Source organism: Rhodanobacteraceae bacterium, assembly GCA_024234055.1.
Taxonomy (GTDB): Bacteria; Pseudomonadota; Gammaproteobacteria; order Xanthomonadales; family SZUA-5; genus JADKFD01.
This window is the reverse complement of sequence record JACKOW010000001.1, coordinates 529,470-544,895: the sequence shown is the minus strand read 5'-3', so window position 1 is coordinate 544,895 and position 15,426 is coordinate 529,470. Positions and strand designations below refer to the sequence as shown.

13 protein-coding genes are annotated in these 15,426 nt (G+C 64.6%); 8 read left to right on the top strand and 5 right to left on the bottom strand.

Going from position 1 to position 15,426, the window contains the following annotated elements; genetic code table 11:
* Positions 1–26 precede the first annotated feature (26 nt).
* Positions 27–731: a purine-nucleoside phosphorylase gene (gene deoD, locus H7A19_02190; GenBank protein ID MCP5473631.1), complete on the top strand. Its 705-nt coding sequence runs from the start codon at positions 27–29 to the stop codon at positions 729–731.
* 113 nt (positions 732–844) lie between these two features.
* Positions 845–1,252: a cytidine deaminase gene (gene cdd / locus H7A19_02185; protein MCP5473630.1), complete on the top strand. Its 408-nt coding sequence runs from the start codon at positions 845–847 to the stop codon at positions 1,250–1,252.
* Between the two features lie 438 nt (positions 1,253–1,690).
* Here cdd and H7A19_02180 read toward each other — a convergent pair whose 3' ends face one another.
* The 4 genes from H7A19_02180 to H7A19_02165 all read right to left on the bottom strand — a co-directional run bounded on the left by H7A19_02180 (position 1,691) and on the right by H7A19_02165 (position 5,878).
* A complete protein-coding gene (locus H7A19_02180) occupies positions 1,691–2,593 on the bottom strand; it encodes an alpha/beta fold hydrolase (GenBank protein ID MCP5473629.1) in 903 nt (300 codons plus the stop codon).
* Between the two features lie 358 nt (positions 2,594–2,951).
* On the bottom strand, positions 2,952–4,601 hold the full coding sequence (groL, locus tag H7A19_02175; GenBank protein ID MCP5473628.1) for a chaperonin GroEL: 1,650 nt from the start codon (positions 4,599–4,601) through the stop codon (positions 2,952–2,954).
* A 66-nt stretch (positions 4,602–4,667) separates the two neighbouring features.
* The gene (gene groES, locus H7A19_02170; GenBank protein MCP5473627.1) at positions 4,668–4,958 is read right to left on the bottom strand and encodes a co-chaperone GroES; all 291 of its coding nucleotides are present in this window, start codon (positions 4,956–4,958) and stop codon (positions 4,668–4,670) included.
* Between the two features lie 329 nt (positions 4,959–5,287).
* Positions 5,288–5,878, bottom strand: coding sequence for a hypothetical protein (locus tag H7A19_02165; GenBank protein ID MCP5473626.1), 591 nt, complete (start codon positions 5,876–5,878; stop codon positions 5,288–5,290).
* A 200-nt stretch (positions 5,879–6,078) separates the two neighbouring features.
* Here H7A19_02165 and H7A19_02160 point away from each other — a divergent pair, with 200 nt between their 5' ends.
* From H7A19_02160 to H7A19_02140, 5 genes are all read left to right on the top strand, one after another.
* Positions 6,079–8,031, top strand: coding sequence for an acetoacetate--CoA ligase (locus tag H7A19_02160; GenBank protein MCP5473625.1), 1,953 nt, complete (start codon positions 6,079–6,081; stop codon positions 8,029–8,031).
* 130 nt (positions 8,032–8,161) lie between these two features.
* Positions 8,162–8,917, top strand: coding sequence for a pteridine reductase (locus H7A19_02155; protein ID MCP5473624.1), 756 nt, complete (start codon positions 8,162–8,164; stop codon positions 8,915–8,917).
* Positions 8,918–9,291: 374 nt separating this feature from the next.
* Positions 9,292–10,248 carry a TerC family protein gene (locus tag H7A19_02150; GenBank protein MCP5473623.1) on the top strand — a complete coding sequence of 319 codons (957 nt, stop codon included), beginning with the start codon at positions 9,292–9,294 and terminating at the stop codon, positions 10,246–10,248.
* 216 nt (positions 10,249–10,464) lie between these two features.
* Positions 10,465–11,115 (top strand): response regulator transcription factor, encoded by a 651-nt coding sequence (locus tag H7A19_02145; protein ID MCP5473622.1) that lies wholly within the window; start codon positions 10,465–10,467, stop codon positions 11,113–11,115.
* The gene (locus H7A19_02140) at positions 11,112–12,998 is read left to right on the top strand and encodes a hypothetical protein (protein ID MCP5473621.1); all 1,887 of its coding nucleotides are present in this window, start codon (positions 11,112–11,114) and stop codon (positions 12,996–12,998) included. Before H7A19_02145 ends, H7A19_02140 begins: the two co-directional genes overlap by 4 nt.
* An 82-nt stretch (positions 12,999–13,080) precedes the next feature.
* Here the strand turns inward: H7A19_02140 and H7A19_02135 are convergent, their stop codons facing one another.
* On the bottom strand, positions 13,081–14,583 hold the full coding sequence (locus H7A19_02135) for a tetratricopeptide repeat protein (GenBank protein ID MCP5473620.1): 1,503 nt from the start codon (positions 14,581–14,583) through the stop codon (positions 13,081–13,083).
* 191 nt (positions 14,584–14,774) lie between these two features.
* Between H7A19_02135 and H7A19_02130 the strand changes: the two genes are divergently transcribed.
* On the top strand, positions 14,775–15,242 hold the full coding sequence (locus tag H7A19_02130) for a DUF1203 domain-containing protein (GenBank protein ID MCP5473619.1): 468 nt from the start codon (positions 14,775–14,777) through the stop codon (positions 15,240–15,242).
* Positions 15,243–15,426: the final 184 nt, after the last annotated feature.

The following is a 15,426-nucleotide window of genomic DNA, read 5'->3' as shown; positions in this document are numbered from 1 at the left end:
TCTCCAGGACTCAGTGAGAACCGACCATGACCACACCCCATATCGAAGCCCCCGCCGGCGCCTTCGCCGAGACCGTGCTGATGCCGGGCGATCCGCTGCGGGCGCGTTACATCGCCGAGCGCTTTCTGAGTGATGCCGAAGAGGTCACCGCGGTGCGCAACATGGTCGGCTACACCGGCACCTGGCGTGGCCAGCGGCTGTCGGTCATGGGTAGTGGCATGGGCATCCCCTCGTGCTCGATCTATGCCAGCGAGCTGATTGATCACTACGGGGTCAAGCGCATCGTCCGCATCGGCACCTGCGGCGCCACCTGCGCCGATCTGGCGCTGGGCGATCTGGTACTGGCCCTGGGGGCCAGCACCGACTCGAACGTCAATCGCACCCGCTTTGGCGGCTACGATCTGGCGGCTATTGCGGCGTGGCCGCTGGCTCGGGCCCTGGTCGAGGCGGCAGAGCGACTGAATCGACCGATACGGGTCGGCAATGTGTTTTCCACCGATCTGTTCTACTCACCCCAGACCGATCTGATGGCCATGCTGACCCGCGCCGGCATCCTCGGCATCGAGATGGAAGCGGCCGGCCTGTACACCGCAGCCGCCGAACGTGGCGCGCAGGCAACCGCGTTGATGACGGTCTCGGACCATCTCATCACCGGCGCGCGGATGAGCAGCGACGAGCGCCAGCGGGGGCTGGATCAGATGATCGAAGTAGCGCTCGCGGCCATCGGCTGAACGCAGGATTTCTTGGCGGCGCGGAGCGCCAATTCGGGCCGCGTGACAGACACGGCGGCCTGTGTCTAACATCCATCGACTAGCGACTCGCTCCGGAGTCGCCCGGAACGGCGATGACCCTGCATCAGGATCTGCTCGACGAGGCGGTCGCGGCGCTGAAGAACGCCTACGCACCCTATTCGCAACTCTTCGTCGGCGCCGCGTTGCGCTCGGTCAGCGGTCGCGTCTACTCCGGCTGCAATGTCGAAAATGGCTCCTTCAGCATCGGCAACTGCGCCGAGCGCAATGCCATCGCCGCAGCCGTCCGCGCTGAAGGTGCTGCCTTTGCACTGGTCGCCATCGGCATCTGCGCCACGGACCGGGCCGGCACACCCTTGCCGATTCCCCCCTGCGGCGCCTGTCGGCAGATGATCCGCGAGTTCGGTCCGGATGCCGAAGTGCTGTTTCTCGGCGCTGACGGCGAACTGGTCCAGGCCCGGATTGACGATCTGCTGCCGCACGGATTCAGCTTGCCGGTCTGAGGCCGCGACACCGGCGTACCGCGCCTGCATTATGGAGGGACCCGCGTCTGCGTTGCCGCTCCCGATCGTCTGGCACGCCCACGTCGGCATCGGAGACTCTTCCTGATTGGCCGCCTCTGTGGGAGCGGCTTCAGCCGCGATGTCTGGCTCCGGCACACACCAGCCCCGATCGGGGGCAATCTTGCATCGCCGCCCGGACCGCGCTGCGCGCAGTTCGGGCTACAAGAACTCTTCTTCGTGTTCTCCCTGCTTTTTCTCTGCGTACTCTGCGTTCGGCTTCTTTCCATCCGCGGCCTCAGGACAGGATGGTCGCAGAGCAGGTCGCGCCGCAAGGGCGCTCCTACGAAAACCCCAGCCCCCGAGGTGGGAGCGACCTCGCGTCGCGACTCTTGTGGATGCCCCGGGCCCGATTCGCGTCGCGACCCGCACTCCCGGGATTCAGCCAGGCGTCGGCGCGGTTCGCGTCTGTTCCACCATCAGATCGACCAGCTGCGGGATGGCCCAGGCCGGCAGATCGTGGCCCATGCGATCGATGATCTGCATCCGCGCCCCTGGAATGACCTCCGCAAGATGATGGGCCGCGCGTACCGGCACCAGCGGATCGGCGCCGCCGTGGATGATCAGCGTCGGCGTACGCAGCTGCCGCAGCCGCGGGCTGCGATCGGCATCCGCGGTGATGGCCAGCAGTTGCCGCATCGTGCCATCCGGACGATAGGCGCGGGCCATGGCCGCTCCCAGGCCTCTGCGCAGACGCTCGATCTCGGCCGGCTCGTGATGCCGACCCAATTCGGTGAACAGCGCCACATAGTGATCGACGCGTTGTTCGTGACTGCTGTGCTGCGGCGGTGCCCGCAACATGCGCTGCAATACCCGCCACTCCGGAAAGGGCGCCGCGCGCGGGCCCGCACTGGACATGATCGAGGTCAGGGTCAGCACCCGCGCCGGGGCCATCAGTGCCAGTTGCTGTCCGATCATCCCACCCATGCTGGCACCGGCGACGTGGAAGTGCTTGATGCCCAGCGCGTCGGCCAGCGCCAGGGTATCCGCAGCCATGTCATCCAGCGTATAGGGCGGCCGGATCGGGCGACGCAGCAGATAGCGCAGGAAGGCCCGGCGCACGCCCATATGCGCTGCGATGTGGCCGCTACCGGACAAACCGATATCGCGATTGTCGAAGGTCAGCACCCGCAGACCCTGGGCCACCAGACCATCGATCAGCTCAGGCGGCCAGGCCACCCGCTGCATGCCCAGGCCCATGATCAGGATCAGCACCGGCCCCTGCTCAGGGCCGTGCCATTCGTAGTCGAGGTGCAGACCTCGGGTAGGCAGATCGATGCGCATGGCCCGAGCATGCCATCAGTTTGCCGAGCGTGGGCTCCGGTTCGCGGGCATTGGGTAGGTCCAGACTTGTCTGGTCGCTCTCACAGCAATCTGGCCAAGAGCGCGGGCTTTGGTAGGCCCAGACTTGTCTGGACTCTCTTCGAAGCACCTTGCCAAAAGCGTCCGGACAAGTCCGGACCCACCACAGCGCCAGAAGCGTCCTGGGAAATTCGGGCACAAAAAAAGCCCGGCATCGCCGGGCTTTTTCTTGTGCCTTGAACTCCATCCGGAACAGCGGAGGCCATGAATGGCCTCCGCCCTCAGGTAGCCCGGGTTGAGCCGAAGGCGAAACCCAGGTTGATCGATCAGGAAGGATCGATCAGAAGTCCATGCCACCCATGCCGCCACCGCCATGGTCATGACCGCCATGACCGCCGCCGGCCGCTTCCTTCTTCGGCGCTTCGGCCACCATGCACTCGGTGGTGATCATCAGGCCGGCGATCGAGGCTGCGTTCTGCAGCGCCGAACGGGTCACCTTGGTCGGATCCAGAATGCCCATCTCGACCATGTCGCCGTACTCGCTGGTGGCAGCGTTGTAGCCGTAGTTGCCGGTGCCGCTGGCCACCTGGTTCAACACCACGCTGGGCTCGTCACCGCTGTTGGCGGCGATTTCGCGCAGGGGCGCTTCCATCGCACGAGCTGCGATCGAAATACCGTGGTTCTGGTCTTCGTTGGCACCCTTGATCTGACGCACTGCAGCCAGACCACGCACCAGGGCCACGCCACCGCCCGGAACGATGCCTTCCTCGACCGCTGCACGGGTGGCGTGCAGAGCGTCTTCGACGCGAGCCTTCTTTTCCTTCATCTCGACTTCGGTGGCTGCACCCACCTTGATCACGGCCACGCCGCCAGCCAGCTTGGCCACGCGCTCCTGCAGCTTCTCGCGATCGTAGTCGGAGCTGGTCTCTTCAACCTGCGCCTTGATCTGGTCGATGCGGGCCTTGATGGTCTCGGCCTTGCCGGCGCCGTCGATGATCGTGGTGTTTTCCTTCTCGACCACAACGCGCTTGGCCGTGCCCAGATCCTTGAGCGTGGTCTTCTCCAGCGACAGACCCACTTCCTCGCTGATCACCTGACCACCGGTGAGGATGGCCATGTCTTCCAGCATCGCCTTGCGACGGTCGCCGAAGCCCGGCGCCTTGACGGCGCAGACCTTGACGATGCCGCGGATGGTGTTGACCACCAGAGTGGCCAGCGCCTCGCCTTCCACTTCCTCGGCGACGATCAGCAGCGGCTTGCCGGCCTTGGCAACAGCTTCCAGCACCGGCAGCAGTTCGCGGACGTTGGAGATCTTCTTGTCGTGCAGCAGGATGAACGGGCTTTCCATCTCCGTCTTCATCGTCTGCTGGTTGTTGATGAAGTACGGCGACAGGTAGCCGCGATCGAACTGCATGCCCTCGACCACGTCGAGTTCGTTGTTCAGGCCCGAGCCTTCCTCAACGGTGATCACGCCTTCCTTGCCGACCTTCTTCATCGCGTCAGCAATGATGGTGCCGATTTCCGGATCGCTGTTGGCCGAGATGGCGCCGACCTGAGCAATTTCCTTGTCGTCCTTGCAGGGCTTGGACAGCGACTTCAGCTGCTCGACGGCGGTCAGCACGGCCTTGTCGATGCCGCGCTTGAGATCCATCGGGTTCATGCCGGCGGCGACCGCCTTCATGCCCTCGCGGATCAGCGCCTGCGCCAGTACGGTGGCGGTGGTGGTGCCGTCGCCGGCGATGTCGGAGGTCTTGGAAGCCACTTCCTTGACCATCTGTGCGCCCATGTTCTCGAACTTGTCAGCCAGTTCGATTTCCTTGGCGACGGAGACGCCGTCCTTGGTGATCGTCGGGGCGCCGAAGCTCTTCTCGAGCACGACATTGCGGCCCTTCGGGCCGAGGGTGACCTTGACCGCATTGGCCAGGACATTCACGCCCTTGACCATGCGGGCACGGGCGTCTTCACTGAAACGGACTTCTTTGGCAGACATTGGAGTTACCTCAGTAAAAGGTGAAAAGTGAAACGTGAAAGGTGGAGCCGAAGCGCGTTGGCGCTATCAGGCTTCGATCACGCCCATGATGTCTTCTTCGCGCATGACCAGCAGTTCCTCACCGTCGACCTTGACCTCGGTGCCGCTGTACTTGCCGAACAGCACCTTGTCGCCAGCCTTGACCGCGATCGGACGCACGCTGCCGTTCTCGAGGATCTTGCCGTTGCCGGCAGCGATCACTTCACCGCGAACGGGCTTTTCGGTGGCGGAATCGGGAATCACGATACCGCCGGCGCTGACGCGCTCTTCTTCCATGCGCTTGACGATCACACGGTCGTGCAAAGGACGAATTTTCATGGCGTTTGGCCTCTGAATAAGTTGAATCAATGGGTTAACTACAGATCTGTGCCGCGCCCGACCAGAACAATCCGGGCCGAGTGCGTGACGGGCCAAGTGATGGGGGCGGCTTCAAGGACTTTCAAGAGGCGAGGTGTGAAACTGGTTGTCGGTTGTCGGTTGGTGGTTGGTGGTCGGGCCGAGACCTCCGCGCCCGCGTCCGCCTGTGGGAGCGGCTTCAGCCGCGATCGGGGGCTTGCAGGGCCGACATCGCCAGCGAACCACAAGCGGCCACCGTCGCGGACAAAGTCCGCTCCCACAACCCACAACCCACAACCAACAACCAGCCCCTACTCCGGGGCGTCGATCTTCAGATCGGCCAGATACTCCAGCGTCTGCACAGTACGCGAACTCCGACCCATGGCCCTGGACTCGATCTCCTGGCGCACCGGGCGACCGCTGGCCACATCGACGTAGAGCCTGGTGCTGGAACTGGACTCGACGCCGACAATGGTCATCGTCTGTTCCAGCTGGTAGATGCGAACGCGCTTCCCATCCAGATCCTCGGTACCCAGGTCTTCCACCGATTGCACGCCGGCTTTGGCCTGCTCGATGAAATCCCGACTCAGGAACTGTTTCCCAAGGGCAGAGGTGGCTGCCGGTGCCTGCGTCCAGCCCTCGCCCGGCGGCTTCATCCAGGCGCCTTCGGGCGTCACCACCATGTCTCCCGCGGGGCCACCACTCATGCGCATGCGCCCGGGCAACACCACGTCGACCACCTGCTGAAACACCTGATCATTGACGGTGGTTTCGATCCGGGCTCGGTAGGACTTGGCGGCAAACATGGCCTCCCAGGCGGCGAATACCTCGTCCTTGGGTGCAGCCAGTGCGGAACTGGACGCCAGCAAGGTAACAACAGCGAGAAATCGCATGACAGTCATGGTTAGGCCTTTCCAATGGATTCGTGATCGTGCGTTGGTTGCCGAGTTGTCGGCAAGGCGGGTCGGCAGCGTGCCGGGGTACAACCAAAGCGCCCAAGGGGCGATGATAGCGCCGAGGCGAGCTGCCCCTATGGCCGATGCCCTGGCTCCGGCGCAGCGGGCATGCTCGCACCCATGATGCACTTTGTGGAGACTGGTTCATGACCGCAGCCCTGTGGACGCCGAGCGAGAAGCGCATCGGCGACGCCAATCTGAGTCGATTCATGCGTTTCATCGCCGAGCGCTTCGGTGCCGAAGTGCCGGACTATCCGGCGCTGTACGACTATTCGATCAACCACCCTGACCGCTTCTGGACCGCGCTGTGGGAGTTCTGCGGCATCCGCGGCCATGGTGATCTGGCGCCGGCCTTCGAGAACTTCGAGGCCATGCCGGGCTGCCGCTTCTTCCCGGGAGTCCAGATCAACTTCGCCCAGAATCTGTTGCGCTTCCGCGACGAGCGACTGGCCATCATTGCCCGCGGCGAGGACGGCTCCACGGTCGAGCTGAGCTATGCCGAACTGGCCGAACAGGTGCGCCGCGTTCGCGCGGGCCTGCGCAGTGCCGGCGTAGGCCCGGGTGATCGCGTGGCCGGCTTCGTTCCCAATCGCCCCGAGGCGGTGATCGCGATGCTGGCCACGGCTAGTCTCGGCGCCATCTGGTCCTCGTGCTCGCCGGATTTCGGCATCAATGGCGTCCTCGACCGCTTCGGTCAGATTGAACCCAGGGTGCTGTTCACGGCAGATGGCTATTTCTACGGCGGCAAGCGCTTCGATTGCCTGGAGAAGGTCGCCGGGATCCTGTCGCAGCTGCCCAGCGTCGAGCGCGTGGTTGTGTTTCCCTACGCCGGCACCGATCGAGCGCTCTCCAGCGTCGCCCACGCCGTATCCTGGGACGAGTTCGCGCCGAGCACTCAGGAACTGCTGAGTTTCGAACCCGGCGCCTTCGATCGCCCGCTGTACATTCTCTACAGTTCCGGCACCACTGGCGTGCCCAAGTGCATCGTTCACGGCCAGGGCGGCACGCTGATCCAGCATCTGAAGGAACTGGTGCTGCACACCGATCTGCGCCGCGAAGACCGCATCTTCTACTACACCACCTGTGGCTGGATGATGTGGAACTGGCTGGTGTCCAGCCTGGCGGTCGGCGCGACCATGGTGCTGTACGACGGCTCGCCCTTCCATCCGGGCCCGGGGGCGCTTTTCGACATGGTCGACGAACTCGGCATCAGCGTGTTCGGCACCAGCGCCAAGTGGATCGCCGCAGTCGACAAGGCCGGGGTCAAACCCGCGCAGACGCATCAGCTGGGCAAGCTCAAGACCATCCTCTCGACCGGCTCACCTCTGGCGCCGGAGAGCTACGACTACGTCTATCGCGACATCAAGGCCGATGTCCTGCTGGCTTCGATCTCGGGTGGTACCGACATCGTTTCCTGCTTCGCGCTCGGCAACCCGGTGCTGCCGGTCTATCGCGGCGAGTTGCAATGCCGCGGCCTGGGGATGAAGGTCGAGATTCTGGACGATGACGGCAAGCCGCTGCGCGGTGAAGCCGGGGAGCTCGCCTGCACCAGGCCGTTTCCGTCGATGCCGGTGGGTTTCTGGAAGGACGAGGATGGCAGCAAGTACCATGCTGCCTATTTCGACAAGATCGACAATGTCTGGTGCCATGGCGATCTGGCACTGCTGACCGAACACGATGGCATCGTCATTCTTGGCCGTTCGGATGCCACCCTGAACCCGGGCGGCGTGCGCATCGGCACCGCAGAGATCTATCGCCAGGTCGAGAAACTGCCCGAAGTGCTGGAATCGATCTGCGTAGCCCAGGATTGGGACAGCGATGTGCGCGTGGTGCTGTTCGTGCGCCTGCGCGAGGGCCATGAACTGGACGAGGCCATGCAAGCCCGCATCCGCAAAGTCATCCGCGACAACACCACACCACGCCACGTGCCAGCGAAGATTCTGGCGGTGCCGGACATTCCCCGCACGATCAGCGGCAAGATCGTCGAACTGGCCGTGCGCAACGTGATCCACGGCAAACCGGTCAAGAACACCGACGCCCTGGCCAATCCGCAGGCGCTCGATTATTTCCGCGATCGCGAGGAGTTGAGCCAGGCGTGACTGGGCGTGTGCGCAGTGTGCGTTACGTTGGGCGCAAGGCCCGCGTGACGCCGTTTCGCTTCAGGATGTCACGCAGGCCCGATGGGCCACCGTGACCTACAGGTGACGTGAGCCGAGATATGCTTTGTGCATGAATGAAGCTGACCCTGGCACTTGTCATCCCGTCGCCCTGATCACCGGCGGCGCCAAGCGTGTAGGCGCGGCCATCGCCCGGCGCCTGCACACCGCCGGCTTCGATCTGGCCTTGCACTATCGCAGCTCTGCCGAGGCGGCGCTGGCGCTGCAGGCTGAACTGGCATCGCAACGGCCAGGCAGCGTGCAGATCTTTCAGGCCGATCTGGCAGATCTCAGCGCCACCCAGGCGCTGGTCCCGAGGGTCATCGCCCATTTTGGCCGACTCGATGCGCTGATCAATAACGCCTCCAGTTTCTACCCGACGCCATTGGGCGAAATCGACAGCGCCCAGTTTGATGACCTCTTCGCCACCAACGCGCGCACGCCACTGTTTCTGGCGCAGGCTGCGTCGCCGCATCTGCGCGCTTCGAAAGGTGCCATCGTCAATCTGGTCGACATCTACGCCGACCGCCCGATCCCGCGCTATCTGCCCTTTTGCATGGCCAAGGCCGCCCTGGTGGCTCTCACCTACGGTCTGGCGCGCGAACTCGGCCCGGAGGTGCGCGTCAACGCCATCGCGCCCGGCAACATCATCTGGTCGGAAAACCCGGAAAAGGCCGACACGCCGGAGATGGTGCTGCAGCGTACCGCCTTGCAGCGTCAGGGCTCACCCGAGGACTTGGCCGGCGCGGCCCTGTTCCTGATCCGCGATGCCGGCTATGTGACCGGACAAGTACTGCGCGTGGATGGCGGGCGCTGGCTGAATATCTAGAAGCGGGTGTCGGTTGTTGGTGTCGGTGTCGGTCAGAGCGTAGCTCCACGCCTCGGCGGGGCCAGCTTGTACCAACACCAACACCAACAACCGACACCCGCTTCTTGGCAACCGCTCTTGCATCCGCCACCGTCCGCCCCCAGACTTCGCCCTGTAGAGGGGAGTAGCTTTTCGCGTCACGCCCGTCATCACGTGCGCTACCTGCGCGCCGGGCGTGTCGGCGTATCCGACCACGGATTCGCAAGCGAGACCTCGACCGCACCGCGTGCGCGCTTGGGCTGAATCCTTGACGGATTCGGCCTGCGGGCCGTTGCCGGTCGAGGGGGGTCCTCGTCCTGGTGCGCAGCTGCAGTTGAGCGGACGGGGCTCGGCATATGGAATCGATAGGCACCTGGTGGATGTGGGCGGGCTTCACCGTTCTGGTGATCGTCGCGCTGATCGTGGACCTGCTGGTCATGCGCCAGCAGGGTGCGCACCGGGTGTCCTTCCGCGAAGCGCTGCAATGGTCGATGGTCTGGATCGCTCTGGCGCTGGCCTTCAACGCAGCGCTCTGGTGGTATCTGCGCGGCGCTGCCGGTCCGGAGGTGGCCAACACCAAGGGGCTGGAATTCCTGACCGGCTACCTGGTCGAGAAGTCATTGGCGGTGGACAACATCTTCGTCTTCCTGATGATCTTCAACTTCTTCGCGGTGCCCAACGAGTATCAGAAGCGGGCGCTGATCTGGGGGGTGATCGGAGCCATCGTGCTGCGTGCGCTGATGATCCTGCTGGGTGCTTTCCTGATCGCCAAGTTCCATTGGATCTTCTATCTGTTCGGCGCCTTCCTGGTGATCACCGGCATCAAGATGGCCACCTCCGGCGATGACAAACCCGATCTGGAACAGAACCCGATCATTCGCTGGGTGCGCAAGCACATGAAGATCGCGACCGAATTCGATGGCGAGAAGATGATCACCATCCGCGACGGCGTGCGCTACGCCACGCCGCTGCTGCTGGTGATCGTGATGATCGGCATCACCGATGTGATCTTTGCGGTGGACTCGATCCCGGCGATCTTTGCGATCACCACCGATCCCTTCATCGTGCTGACCAGCAATGTCTTCGCCATCCTCGGCTTGCGGGCGATGTATTTCATGCTCGCCGACATGGCCGACCGCTTTCATTTCCTCAACTACGGTCTTGCCGCAGTACTGTGTTTCATTGGCGTCAAGATGCTGATCATGGATCTGTACAAGATCCCGATCGCGGTGTCGCTGGGCACGGTGTTCGTGCTGGTCGCCGGATCCATGGTGGCTTCGCTGCTGATACCAGCCAAACCGGAGCGGGTGTAGGTCACGTTGGCGGCGCAGCCGTCTACGTGACACGGTGATGCACCTGGGCCCGTTGTGGTAGCGACGCATCGCCGTGTCACGTAGCCCCTGCGGGGCAACGTGACCTACGGTCTACCTTCCCGGCACCCCTACTCTTGGGTTTTCCCCAGACCCGCTCTGGCGCAGCATAGCCGGGTGATCGGATCGTACGATCTGGCAGGCGGGAGGGAGTCCCATATGGTCGATGTTCTGGTGGTGGAAGACGAACCGCGCACGCGCGACCGGCTGGCTTCGATCATCGCCGCCCATCCCGACTGGCGGTTGCTGGCTCAGGCGGGCAGCCTGCAGGAGGCGCAGATCGCTCTGGAATCGGGCGTACCCGATGTCTTGTTGCTGGATCTGGGCCTTCCTGACGGCAGCGGCCTGTCCTTGCTGGACAGCCTGCGCGCGCGCGGCGCTGCCACCGGCACCCTGGTGATCTCGGTGCTGGGCGACGAGTCCAGCGTGCTGCGGGCCATCGAACGTGGCGCTGGCGGCTATCTGCTGAAAGACGCGGACGATCGCGCCGTCGTGGCCGCCATCGAACAACTGCTCGCCGGCGGGGCGCCGCTGAGCCCCAGCATCGCCGTGCACCTGATGCGCCGTTTGCAGACGCCACCGCGGGCGAGCAAGGCCGAGATCGAGGGTATCGGCCTCAACGAGCGCGAACTGGAACTGCTGAAGCTGATCGCCAAGGGCCTCTCCTACGAAGAAGTGGGTCAGCTGATGGGGCTGAAGTACAACACCATCACCTCCTATGCCAAGGAACTCTATCGCAAGCTGCAGGTGCATTCGCGCGCGGAAGCGGTGTTCGAGGCGCAGCAGCTGGGACTGGTGGGCACTGCGTGAGCCGGGATTCCCTGCGGCAGCTGCTGACACCGGCCGTGGTCAACGCCTGGTGGCTGCTGACCCTGGCCTTGGGCGTACTGCTGCTCAGCACGCGGATAGGCCCGGACCTGCTGGCTTACCAGATCACCGAAGCTCGGGAATTCGGCTGCGATGGCACTGATCTGGGCCCCGTCCGTCTGCCCCGATACGGCTGGGGAACGAGTTGCAAGCGGCTGCTGGCCAGCCATCAGGTGGACAGCGAACAAAGCTTCGATCAATCGCTGCTGGTCAGTGGCATGGGTCGCGATGCGCGCATCTGGATCAATGGCAATCTGCTGCGCGAGTTCGATCCGCGCCCGAGTTTCGACAACACCAGTCAGCCCCTGCTGCTGGTGCTGCAACCGGGAATCCTGCATGCCGGCGACAATGAGCTGCTCTTTCAGGTGCGCAGCGGCGGCAGCCGCTTCGATCGCAACTATCTGGGCACCGTGCTGCTCGGCCCCAACGAGCTGCTGATGCCTGCCTACCAGCGCATCCAGTCGGTCAGCGTCAATGGCGCGCAGCTGGCGGTGGTGGTCGGACTGGCCATCTTGATGACCTTGTTGCCGATCGCCCTGATGCGACCCCGGGAAGCCGGCTATCGCTGGTTTGCGCTGTCGGTACTGTTCAGCCTGATCTACATCTGGAACATGGGCTGGCCGCTGCGACCGCTACCCACCGTGCTCTGGCATCTGACCGCGCATGCGGCGTTGGCCGGGGCCTTGTGGGCCATGCTGCGTTATTCAATGTCCATGGCAAACACGACGCCACGATTCCGGGCCTGGGTCGATCGGCTGACGATGACGGCACTGGTGAGTTTGTGCTTCGCCTCCCTGTTGTCGGGCGAGCTGCTTGCGAACATCGGAGACGTCATCTATCGCGTCGGCATGATCACGCTGCTACTGATGCTCACGGTGTTCTGGTGGCAGCGTCGCAACAGCGGCTTTCCGCTGGCACGCTGGTTGGCAGCCGCAGCGGTACTCAACATCGTGCTCGGTGTGGCTGACAGCCTGCGCGTGTGGCAGACCCTGAACGGATTCATCGCCCCCTATCTGGTGCATTGGGGCATCCTCTACCTGCTGGTGCTGCTGCTGATCGGACAGATCAGGAGCATCCTGCAGGCACTGCGCACCGCCGAGCATGCACAGCAGGAACTGGCAAAGGCGCTGGATCAGCGCAGCCTGGAGCTGCAGCAGGAATTCGCCCGTCGGCAGCAGGCCGAGCAGGCGCGCACCCTGGCCGAAGAGCGCCAGCGCATCATGCGCGACATGCACGACGGCGTCGGTGGTCAGCTGGTGGCCCTGATCGGCCAGGCCGAGCATGGCACGCTCGACACCGCGCACCTCAAGCTGCACCTGCGCCGCAGTCTCGACGATCTGCGGCTGATGATCGACTCGCTGGACGATGCCTGCGCCGATCTCGGCGTCGCCCTGGGCATGTTGCGTCAGCGCCTGCAATCCAGCCTCAAGGATCTACCCATCCAGGTGCGCTGGCAGACCGCGCAGCTGCCCGATCTGGCACCGCGAGCGCCGGACGAGGTGCTGCAGGTGCTGCGCATCGTGCAGGAGTCGATCACCAATACGCTCAAGCACGCGCGTTGCCGGGAACTGACTATCAGCGCGGGCTGGAGCGAGGGCTGGCTGGAAATCTGCGTGCAGGACGACGGTATCGGCCTGCCCGCTGGCGAAACCCACGGCCGTGGCCTGCCGAGCATGCGCCTGCGCGCCGCCGGCATTGGCGCAGGCATCGAGATCAGCTCGCAGGCGCCGGGCACCCGAGTGCGCCTGAGGCTGCCGCAGGCGCTGGCGGGGAACGCGGCCAGCCAGGTGGTTTCCGGTCGCGGCAAGAACCGGATCTCGCGGTGAACTGTGGGAGCGGCTTCAGCCGCGATGGGCGTTTTCGGTGAGCCGAAGCCCTGATCGCGGGCGCAGCCTGGTCCCACAATTGTCATTCCACCAACGGTGACTCCGCCGCGCAGCCCCAGGCCTGCAGCATGGCCGCCAGCGGTGTGCGCCGGGGTCGTGGCTGTGGTTGTTGCCACTGCGCCAAACAGTATTCGATGTCATCGATCAGCGGCAAGCTGAGGCCGCCCTGACGCAGGCGCCCAAGTTCGTTCTCCAGCTGGGCCCGGACTTCAGAGTCGCTGCGCGCAGCGCTGACCCAGGGCGCCAGCCCGAGATCCATGCGCCACAGATCCAGTCGTATCGCCGACTTTGGTCCATCGGTGCTCGACGGCAGGGTTGTTTGCGCCCAGCGCGGCTGTGTCGGTTTGGCCCCTGTCGGCGCATCGGCCCTGGCTCCCAGCTGGCGGCACGGCGGAATGTCCGCACCCGCCAAGCCGCACAGATCGACTCGCAGCTCGGTCACCCATTCGTGATTGACGTCGGCAGGCACGCGATCCAGCAGCTGGTGCGCCTGTTCGATCTCGCCGCGCTGGGCCCGGATCAGCGCGACCATGAATCCGGCCATGGGACCGGAGCCCGGCTGGTCCAGGAAGGCGGCGCACCGGGCTTCGTAGCCGGCGAGGCAGGCCGCTTCGCCCAGGCTGATCTGCGCCGAGACCAGCCCCGGGTCCAGCTGCAGAGCCCGCTCCAGCCAGGGCTGGGCCTCGCGCGGACTGCCGTGATACAGCAGGGCATTGCCCAACCACAGCAGGATCGCACCCTCGCCGGGGTCGAGCGCCGCAGCCCGCGCCAGTTGCGGAACCGCGAGGTCGTAACGATCCTGATTCATCCAGTAGAGGCCGCGCGCGGCGTGGGCCATGCCCAGATCCGGGGCTTCCTGCAGCGCAGCAGAGATCGCCTGATCGGCCTGCTCCAGCGCTTGGGGAAAGGTCAACAGACCGTATTCGAAGGCCAGCAGATGAGCGGTGGCCAGATGGGCCTGGGCGAGCGCGAACTCCGGACGGCGTGCAACCACCTCGATCAGACTCGCGCGGGCTTCCCGCACGTCCTCGGCCGTGCGTCGCTTGATTCGGGCCAAGGCCACCAGAAAGCCCTGCATGTCGGTCTCGTCCACGGCCGGCTCGGCGGCCGGGCGGGGCCTGGGCACCTGAAGTTGGCCACCCACCCACCAAGCCGCAAGCGCGCTCCACTCACGGCGCGCCTGGCGTGGCTGCACCCATTGCTCCATCACCACCTGATCGCTGTCGCAACGCTGCAGCGACACGCTGGTGAGCGCGCTCGCGGCGGTCAGCTGGCGGGAAACCGTCAATGCATGGGTCGGTCCTTCGGAACTGCCACACCCGGCCACATCGATCCGAACCTGCACCTCGGGCAGCGCCCGCAGGCGCGCCAGCAGCAGCGCGCTCAAACCCTCGATGGCCAGTTCGGCGTCAAGCTCACCCTCCAGGGCTGTCGGTGGCACCAGCGCCAGGGACACGCGCTCATCGGCGGGTGGGGCACAGGCCGAGAGACACAGCGCGAGCGCGAGGATCAGGCGTTGACTCACAGAAGGACGAATCCGCGCCGGGCCGGGGATGGACGAATTCTGACCCGCTCCCCGCCAGCTGTCGACCCGGTCGCTGGCGGCATCGGGACACCCGGATCCGGTCCCTAGGGCATTCCATGTCCGAAATCGGCGAGCCCCGGAGACGGCCCTGTTTCAGACTGGTGGCTCCCGATGATGAACCAGGAACCCTCATGGATTTTCGCATCCTTGGACTCGATCCCGCCCCCTTTGCACCGTTTTATGGCGCCCCGGACGATGAGCTGCGCTCACACAACATCCTGCGCCTGCGGGTGGACAGCCCGGTGGGCTACCCCGATCGCATCGAGCTGCGTGATGCAGCCGTCGGCGAGCACGTGCTGCTGCTCAATCATCTGTACCTGGATGTCGCCAGCCCCTATCGCGGACGCCATGCCATCTTCGTGCGCGAAGGTGCCATGCAGCGCCGTGATCTGATCAACCAGGTGCCGCCAGCACTGGCGACCCGGCTGCTGTCGCTGCGCGCTTTCGATCGCAGCGGGATGATGGTGGATGCCGATGTCATCGCCGGGCAGGCGCTGCCCAAGCTGATCGAGCAATTCCTGAGCAATCCGGACGTGGATTTCCTGCATGCCCACCATGCCAAACGGGGCTGCTATGCCGCACGGATAGAGCGCGCCTGAACTGGGCCTCAGCCTTCACGTTGCGTTGGGCCAGAACCAGGGGGTTTTCGGTGACCTGAGCACCAGTACCCCAGTTTTGGGGTACAAAGCCCGGCACCACGACACCCAAGATACCGCCATCGCGCCGGTCTGCGCGCGCCGATGGAACTGGATCGATGTCACTGCGCCACTCGTCTACGCACTG

Bases quoted from the DNA above. Each gene is read 5' to 3' on its own strand.
- deoD (MCP5473631.1), top strand. From the start codon at position 27: ATGACCACACCCCATATCGAAGCCCCCGCCGGCGCCTTCGCCGAGACC.
- cdd (MCP5473630.1), top strand. From the start codon at position 845: ATGACCCTGCATCAGGATCTGCTCGACGAGGCGGTCGCGGCGCTGAAG.
- H7A19_02180 (MCP5473629.1), bottom strand. From the start codon at position 2,593: ATGCGCATCGATCTGCCTACCCGAGGTCTGCACCTCGACTACGAATGG.
- groL (MCP5473628.1), bottom strand. From the start codon at position 4,601: ATGTCTGCCAAAGAAGTCCGTTTCAGTGAAGACGCCCGTGCCCGCATG.
- groES (MCP5473627.1), bottom strand. From the start codon at position 4,958: ATGAAAATTCGTCCTTTGCACGACCGTGTGATCGTCAAGCGCATGGAA.
- H7A19_02165 (MCP5473626.1), bottom strand. From the start codon at position 5,878: ATGACTGTCATGCGATTTCTCGCTGTTGTTACCTTGCTGGCGTCCAGT.
- H7A19_02160 (MCP5473625.1), top strand. From the start codon at position 6,079: ATGACCGCAGCCCTGTGGACGCCGAGCGAGAAGCGCATCGGCGACGCC.
- H7A19_02155 (MCP5473624.1), top strand. From the start codon at position 8,162: ATGAATGAAGCTGACCCTGGCACTTGTCATCCCGTCGCCCTGATCACC.
- H7A19_02150 (MCP5473623.1), top strand. From the start codon at position 9,292: ATGGAATCGATAGGCACCTGGTGGATGTGGGCGGGCTTCACCGTTCTG.
- H7A19_02145 (MCP5473622.1), top strand. From the start codon at position 10,465: ATGGTCGATGTTCTGGTGGTGGAAGACGAACCGCGCACGCGCGACCGG.
- H7A19_02130 (MCP5473619.1), top strand. From the start codon at position 14,775: ATGGATTTTCGCATCCTTGGACTCGATCCCGCCCCCTTTGCACCGTTT.